Here is a 7,421-nt window from a genome sequence, read left to right on the forward strand (position 1 = left end):
GCCGCGAACGCTAGCAGCGTCGCGCCGCGCCGCTCAAATCCTTTTTCCGGACCGGGCGCCTTCCCTCGGTCACGCAGCCCCTGGTCCTGCAGGCAGTTCCACGGTGATGCGGAGGCCGCCCGCGGGGCGCGGGGTGAGGGTGAGCGTTCCGTCGTGTGCGTGGGTGATGGTCCTGACGATGGCCAGGCCGAGGCCGACGCCCGCGTGGTCGGTGCGGATGCGCTCGGTGCCGCGCTGGAACGGTTCGGTGAGGGTCGCGGCCAGCTCCGGCGTGACCCACTCGCCGGTGTTCTCGACGGTGAGCACGACGCCGTCGGGCCGGACGCCGGTCGTCACCCACACCGTGCCCTGGTCGGGCAGGTTGTGGACGATCGCGTTCTGCACCAGGTTCACGGCCAGTTGCAGCAGCAGCGCGTGCGATCCGGTCACGGGGGTGACGTCGCCGCGGGTCTCGACGGTGACGCCGTGGCTCTCCGCGAGGGGCAGGAGCATCTCGGCGGCCTCCTCCGCGATGAGCGACAGGTCGACGCGTTCCCGGGCGAAGGTCCGCTGCTCGGCGCGGCTGAGCAGGAGCAGGGCCTCGGTGAGGGCGATCGCCCGGGTGTTGACGGTGTGGAGGCGGTCGACGAGTTCACCGGCGTCGTGGCCCGGATCCGCGCGGGCCACATCGAGAAGCGCCTTGGAGACCGCCAGCGGGGTGCGCAGCTCGTGCGAGGCGTTGGCCGCGAACCTCCGTTGTTCGTCGACCTGCGCCTCGAGGCGGGCCAGCATCGTGTCGAAGGCGTCGGCGAGTTCACGGAACTCGTCCCTGCGGCCCGGCAGCCCGATCCGGTGCGAGAGCGATCCGCCCGAGGCCAGCCGGGTGGCGTCGGTGATGCGGGTCAGCGGGGCGAGCATCCGGCCGGCGAGGAACCACCCTCCCGCGAGGCCGAACAGCAGCAGGAACGCCAGCACCGCGGCCGCCCTCGGAGCGAAGACGCGCAGGAGGTTGGCGCGGACGGGGAAGACGCCCTGGGTGAGGTCGGTGGAGCCGGGGATGATGAGCGCGCGGCTGGGGACGTACTTCAGGAGGAACCACCACACCGCCGCGAGCAGCAGGGCGCCGGCCAGCATGAGGAAGCCGGCGTAGCTGAGGGTGAGTTTGAGGCGGACGCTCAACCCCGGTGTCCTATCCACGCTCGTCTCCCCCACGCCCGGCCCCCGGCCGCACGTCCATGCGGTAACCGGCGCCCGGCACGGTGGCGATGATCCAGGGTTCGCCGAGACGCTTGCGCAGGGCGGACACGGTGATGCGCACGGCGTTGGTGAACGGGTCGGCGTTCGCGTCCCAGGCGCGTTCCAGGAGGTCCTCGGCGCTGACCACACCGCCTTCGGCCTCGACCAGGACCTCGAGCACGGCGAACTGCTTGCGGGTGAGCGCGACGTAGCGGCCGTCCCGGTAGACCTCGCGCCGGAACGGGTCCAGCCGCAGGCCCGCGATCTCCCGGACGGGTGGCCGGTTGTGGGCACGCCTGCGGTCGAGTGCCCGGAGCCTGAGCGCGAGTTCCCGGAGTTCGAAGGGCTTGGTGAGGTAGTCGTCGGCGCCCAGTTCGAACCCGGATGCCTTGTCGTCGAGCCGGTCGGCCGCGGTGAGCATGAGGATCGGCATGCCGCTGCCGGAGGCGACGATGCGCCTGGCGATCTCGTCCCCGGACGGCCCGGGGATGTCACGGTCCAGGACGGCGATGTCGTAGGCGTTGACGCTCAGCAGTTCCAGCGCGGTGTCGCCGTCACCCGCGATGTCGGCCGCGATGGCCTCCAGCCGCAGCCCGTCGCGGATGGCTTCCGCCAGAAGTCGTTCGTCCTCGACGATCAGCACGCGCATGCCCGTCATGCTACGAGTCGGCGCATATCGTCCGCGTATCGAAATCCCCATACGTGCCGGCGACACCGCGCCGCCTTGACTGCCGGGCATGACCCAGACCCTGCCCCCGGCGCAGACCACGGACGGACGGACGAGCGTTGCCGCGGCGTGGCGCGCGCGCATCCGCCGGGCCGTACACGCCGCCTCCCGGCCCGAGTCCTGGAGGCGCGGCCTCGTACTCGCCGCCCTGGCGCTGCTGCTCGGGCTGACCATGCTGCTGCACGCGCGGATTCCGAACCGGGGGCTCGGCAACCTCGGCAGCCTGGTGGAGAGCCTCCTTCCCTGGTTCGGCCTGTTCGTCCCGCTGCTGCTGGCCGCCGCGCTGTGGCGCCGCTCCGCCTCCGCGACGGCCGCGCTGCTGCTCCCGGTCGTGGTGTGGCTGAACCTCTTCGGCGGGCTGCTCGGCGACCGGTCGCAGGCGGGCGGGGACCTCACCGTGGCCGAGCAGAACGTCTACGCCGAGAACACCGACCCGGCCGGTACCGCACGCGACCTGGCCGCCCACGGCGCGGACGTCCTGGCCCTGGTGGCGCTGACCCCGCAGGCCACGCCGGTGTACGAGCAGGGCCTGGCGAGGACGTACCCGTTCCACACGGTGCAGGGCACGGTCGGGTTGTGGAGCAGGTTCCCCCTGTCGGACACCCGCCCGATCGACGTCGTCGACTACGGGCCGCTGGGGGCCACCAAACCGTCCGACGCCAAGCTGGCCGTCAACCGGGCGCTGCGCACCACGGTGACCACCGACCGCGGGCCGCTGACCGTGTTCGTGGCGCACCTCGGCTCCGTACGGGTGCTCCCCGCGAAGGGCTTCTGGACGGACTCGCGGAACCTCGGCGCGCAGGCCCTCGGCAGGGCCGTCGCCGCCGATCCGAGCCCGCGGGTGGTGCTGCTCGGCGACCTGAACGGCACCCTGGACGACCGCGCACTCTCCGGCCTCAGCACACAACTGCGCTCGGCCCAGGACGCGGCCGGGGACGGCTTCGGCTTCACCTGGCCGGCCGCGTTCCCGATGGTGCGGATCGACCAGATCATGGTCCGCGGCGTCGAGCCGCGCAGTTCGCGGGTGCTCGCGGCCAACGGCAGCGACCACCGGCCGGTGACGGCCGCGCTCAGCTGGTGATCACGGCGACACGCGCCGGCTCGGCCGCTCAGACCTGCGCCATGCCGCCGTCGGCGAAGAGCTCGACGCCGGTGACGAAGCTGGAGGCGTCGCTGGAGAGGAACGCCACGGCCTTGCCGATCTCGCGAGGGTCGGCGATCCGCCCGGTCGGGTTGCCTTCTCCCATCCTCCGGACCGCGGCGGCAACGGCGTCGGCGCCCTGCGCCATGCCCAGGGCGCTGCGCAGGGAGTCGGTGTCCACGGCGCCGGGGCTGAGGATGTTCATGCGGATGCCGGTGCCCTTGATGTCCTGGATCCAGGACCGGATGAAGGCGCGCACCGCGGCCTTGGAGCCGCCGTACAGGCCCATGCCCGCCGGGGGCTGGATGGACGCGGTCGATCCGATGACGACGACCGTGCCGCCGGGCGGCAGCAGCGCGATCGCCGGCTGGACCGTGAACAGGACGCCCTTGGCGTTGACGTCGAACGTCCGGTCGAACTGCTCCTCGGTGATCGCGCCGAGCGGGGCGTGCGCGCCGATGCCGGCATTGGCCACGACCGCGTCGAGCTGTCCGTGGCGTGCGATGACCTCCTGGTACGCCGCTTCCATGTCGGCGAGCTTGACGACGTCGGCCACGATGCCCGAGGAGTTCGGGCCGATCCTGGCGACCGCCTCGTCCAGCTGCTCCTGCCGGAGGTCGGTGATGACCACGCGGGCGCCCTGCTCCACGAACTCCTGGGCGATCCCCAGGCCGACGCCGGACGCGCCACCGGTGACCACGGCGACCTTGCCCTCGAGCGGGAGGTTCATGGTGTTCCCCTTTGATGTGCTGGCCCGCACGGTGCGGACGACGACGGCGGCGTGTGCCCTAGACTCATAAGTGGAGGCGCCGCCACTTCCACGTCCAGGACAGTAAGCGGAGGAGCCTCCACTTAGCAACACTCGAGGAAAGAGCGCTCCGATGACCTCAGAGACCGGCCGGCCGCTGCGGGCCGACGCACGGCGCAACCGGGAGAAGATCCTGTCCACCGCGGCGCGCGTCTTCGCGGAGCGGGGACTGGACGCACACCTGGAGCACATCGCCAAGGAGGCGGGCGTCGGGACCGGCACTCTCTACCGCAACTTCCCCACCCGGGAACTCCTGATCGAGGCCGCCTACCGCAACGAACTGAGCCGACTGTGCGAGGCCGCCCCCGAACTCCTGGCGGCTGTCCCGCCCCTCGAGGCGCTCCGCGCCTGGATGGGGCGCTTCATCGACTACGCCACCGCGAAACTGGGGATGGCCGATGCCCTCCGTGCCGTCGTCGACTCCGGCGTCGACCCCTACGCCCACAGCCGGGAGTTGATGATGACCGCCCTCACCTCGCTCCTGGATGCCGCGAGCGCCGCCGGGAGCATCCGATCGGACATCAGCCCACCCGACATGTTCGCCGCCCTCACCGGCGTCGCCCTCACCTCGGGAAAGCCTGAACAGCGCGAACAGGCCGAACGCCTCCTCGACCTCATCCTCGGCGGACTCCGGTACGGCGCAGCGGACTGACGCCTTGCCGGCACCGCATGACGGCGAGGGCCCGCACCTCGTGGTGCGGGCCCTCGCTCTTTCGCCGGTGCTGTCACCGCTCGGCGGTGCTCCGCCGCAGGAGCAGCGCCACCGCGACCGCCGCGAGCAGCACCGCCGCCGCGCCGCCGAGCAACGCCTCCTGCAGCCCGGCGACGAAGGCCGTACGGGCGTGGGCGAGCACCGGGCCGCCCATGGCGGCCGCCGCGCCGAGGGAGGAGCGGGCGGCGTCGGCGGCGTGCGCGGGCATGTCCGGGAGGATCAGGTGGCTGCGGTAGCCCGCGGTCAGGATGCTGCCGAGGACCGCGATGCCCAGTGCGCCGCCGAGCTCCCGTGCCAGGTAGTTCATCGCCGAGCCCACGGCCTGCTGGGTGACCGGCAGGGCGTCGGTGATGGCGGTGGTGGCGGGCGGCATCGCCAGTCCGAGGCCGGCCCCGAGCACCACCAGGGTTCCCGCGAGCTGCCAGTACGGGGTGCCGCCGTCCACCCGGGAGAAGAGGCCGAGGCCCGTGGCCGCCAGCACCAGACCGGCCACCCACGGGCGCCGGACGCCGAGCCGGGCGCCGAGCAGCGGGCTCAGCCGGGAGCCGGGGACCAGGGTCGCCGCCATCGGCAGCATGCTGACCGCGGCCGTCAACGCGCTGTTGCCGCGCACCAGTTGCAGGTACTGCATCAGGACGAAGAGGAAGCCGAAGAAGGCGAAGAACTGCAGCGCGATCGACAGCGTGCCGGCCGCGAACCTGCGGTTGCGGAACAGCCTCGGATCGAGCAGAGGGTGAGGTGTCCTCAACTCCCATGCGAGGAAGCCGATCAGGACCAGCAGCCCGAGGCCCGTGCCGCCCAGGGTGGCCGGGCTGGTCCAACCGTGCTGCGGCGCCTCGATGATGCTGTAGACGAGCACGCCGAGACCGGCGGCGACCAGCACCGCACCGACCACGTCGAGTGGCGGCTGCTGCGGCGCGGCCGACTCCGGCACCCGGGCCACCACCCCGACCACGGCGAGCACCGCGAGCACCACGTTCAGCAGGAAGACCGAGCGCCAACTCCACTCCTGCAGAAGGGAACCCGAGACCAGCACCCCGACCACGGCGGACGCCCCCGCGACGGCCGCCCAGACGCTGACCGCGCCGGCCCGCCGCTCGCGCGGGAAGGTGCTGGTGATGGTGGCGAGGGTCGCGGGCATGACCAGCGCCGCGCCGACCCCGAGCAGCGCCCGGACGGCTATCAGGGCGTCCGGCGAGGTGGTGGTCATCGCCAGCGCGGATCCGCTGCCGAAGACCGCCAGGCCGACGAGCAGCGCGCGGCGGCGGCCGAACCGGTCGCCGAGCGCACCGGCGGGAAGCAGCAGAGCGGCGAAGACCAGGCTGTAGGCGTCGATGATCCAGGACAGCTGGGACTGGTCGGCGTGGGTCTCGCGGGCGATCGCCGGGAGGGCCACGTTCAGTGAGGACATCGCGGCGACCACGGTGGCCAGCGCGAGGCAGGTGATCACCAGGACGGCGGTGTGGCGGGCGGGCGCGGCGGCGCCGGCGGGTGACGCGGTGGCGAGCGGTGGCTGGACAGCGTGCACGGTGCTCGGCCTCCCCAGGATTCGAGTGAGTGGGACGAGCACCACGGTGGCGCCGCGCGGGCTACCATTTCAACGCTGATGAATTAATCCGCGAGCCGAGGAGGAACGGTCCGTGCCACGAGGTCGTCGCCCCGGCAGCCCGGACACCCGGGCCGCCATCCTGGAGATCGCCCGCCGCCGCTTCCTGACCGAGGGCTACCAGGCCGTCACCCTGCGCTCGGTGGCGGCGGAGGCGGGCGTCGACATGGCGCTGATCAGCTACTACTTCCGTTCCAAGCGGGGCCTGTTCGGCGCCGCGATGGCGCTGACGGTCAACCCCGCCGAGGCGATCGAGCAGGCCCTGGCGGGCGATCCGGCCACCCTGCCGCAGCGCCTGCTGCGCACCCTGATCGCCGTCTGGGACAACCCCGCGTCCGGTCCCCCGCTGCTGGCCATGCTGCGCAACGTGGTGCAGGACGAGGGGCATGCGGCGCTGGTACGGGAGGTCATGCAACGCGAGATCGTGGAGCGGGTGGCGGCCCGGCTCGACGGCCCCGGCGCGCAGCGACGGGCGGCGGCGTTCGGCGTGGTGGTCGCCGGGGTGATCACCACGCGCTACCTGGTCCGGCTGGAACCGGTGGCCTCGATGACCCCTGATGAAATCGTCCGCCACGTCGGACCGTCCCTGCGGCTCGCCCTCAACGGCCCCGAGCCGACCGGACGGACCGACCGGACGCCCCGGGGAGCCGCTGCGGCCGGTCGGCCCGTCCGCGGGTAGGCCGGGCCCAGGTAGGCCGGGCTCAGCCCTGGGCGGCGTCGGCCACTCGTCGAGGCGCTCACCTCGTTCCTGGGCGCGGAGCACGTCCAGCGCTTCAACCTGCCCGCCGAGTGGGCCTGACCGGCCGCAACCGGCAGCGGCCCGGCCCGGGGCGGCGTGCAGGCCGCACCCGGGCCGGGTGATCAGGACGTACGGCCAGCTCGGGACCGTCGGACCGGATGGGGCGCGGACCCGGCCGGTCGTCGGGGAAGGAACGACCGTTCGGGGCCCGCGGGTTGATGGTGGTTCACGCGGCGGTGCCGGCGTGCTCGACGTCCTTCTGTTCGGTGAGGTACTGCTCGCGGACCTCCTTGGGACCGAAGGGCCAAACCTTCTCGACGCGGGACCAGATGAGGAAGACAACCCCGCCGAGGGCGACCCAGGCGAGGGACCATTCGATGGGGTGGATGTCGGGGTTGGCCTTGTCGGCGTAGCCGTACACGGTGAGCCAGCCGATGGCGGCGATGATGCTGGGGAGGGGGTAGAGGAACATC

Annotated in this window: 7 protein-coding genes and 1 pseudogene; 3 read left to right on the forward strand and 5 right to left on the reverse strand. The window is 72.6% G+C overall.

Annotated features, from left to right (window positions below):
- Positions 1-69 precede the first annotated feature (69 nt).
- Positions 70-1,176: a sensor histidine kinase gene (locus IH61_RS0107455; protein WP_031066762.1), complete on the reverse strand. Its 1,107-nt coding sequence runs from the start codon at positions 1,174-1,176 to the stop codon at positions 70-72.
- On the reverse strand, positions 1,169-1,864 hold the full coding sequence (locus IH61_RS0107460) for a response regulator transcription factor (protein WP_031066764.1): 696 nt from the start codon (positions 1,862-1,864) through the stop codon (positions 1,169-1,171). Before IH61_RS0107460 ends, IH61_RS0107455 begins: the two co-directional genes overlap by 8 nt.
- Positions 1,865-1,952: 88 nt before the next feature.
- On the opposite strand from IH61_RS0107460, the gene IH61_RS0107465 reads away from it, so the two are divergent.
- Entirely contained in the window at positions 1,953-3,023 is a 1,071-nt protein-coding gene (locus IH61_RS0107465) for an endonuclease/exonuclease/phosphatase family protein (protein WP_031066765.1), read from the forward strand.
- Between the two features lie 28 nt (positions 3,024-3,051).
- On the opposite strand, the gene IH61_RS0107470 is transcribed toward IH61_RS0107465, so the two are convergent.
- Positions 3,052-3,813: an SDR family NAD(P)-dependent oxidoreductase gene (locus tag IH61_RS0107470; RefSeq protein WP_031066768.1), complete on the reverse strand. Its 762-nt coding sequence runs from the start codon at positions 3,811-3,813 to the stop codon at positions 3,052-3,054.
- 151 nt (positions 3,814-3,964) lie between these two features.
- Between IH61_RS0107470 and IH61_RS0107475 the strand changes: the two genes are divergently transcribed.
- The gene (locus IH61_RS0107475) at positions 3,965-4,543 is read left to right on the forward strand and encodes a TetR/AcrR family transcriptional regulator (RefSeq protein WP_031066771.1); all 579 of its coding nucleotides are present in this window, start codon (positions 3,965-3,967) and stop codon (positions 4,541-4,543) included.
- A 73-nt stretch (positions 4,544-4,616) separates the two neighbouring features.
- Here IH61_RS0107475 and IH61_RS0107480 read toward each other — a convergent pair whose 3' ends face one another.
- A complete protein-coding gene (locus tag IH61_RS0107480; protein ID WP_051836466.1) occupies positions 4,617-6,131 on the reverse strand; it encodes an MFS transporter in 1,515 nt (504 codons plus the stop codon).
- A 112-nt stretch (positions 6,132-6,243) separates the two neighbouring features.
- Here IH61_RS0107480 and IH61_RS0107485 point away from each other — a divergent pair, with 112 nt between their 5' ends.
- Entirely contained in the window at positions 6,244-6,888 is a 645-nt protein-coding gene (locus tag IH61_RS0107485) for a TetR/AcrR family transcriptional regulator (protein ID WP_051836468.1), read from the forward strand.
- Positions 6,889-7,174: 286 nt separating this feature from the next.
- Here the strand turns inward: IH61_RS0107485 and IH61_RS0107490 are convergent.
- Positions 7,175-7,421 (reverse strand): annotated as a pseudogene (locus IH61_RS0107490) (amino acid permease); the annotation flags it as partial.

Origin of the sequence: Streptomyces sp. NRRL WC-3742 (assembly GCF_000720635.1) — a bacterium.
Taxonomy (GTDB): Bacteria; Actinomycetota; Actinomycetes; order Streptomycetales; family Streptomycetaceae; genus Kitasatospora.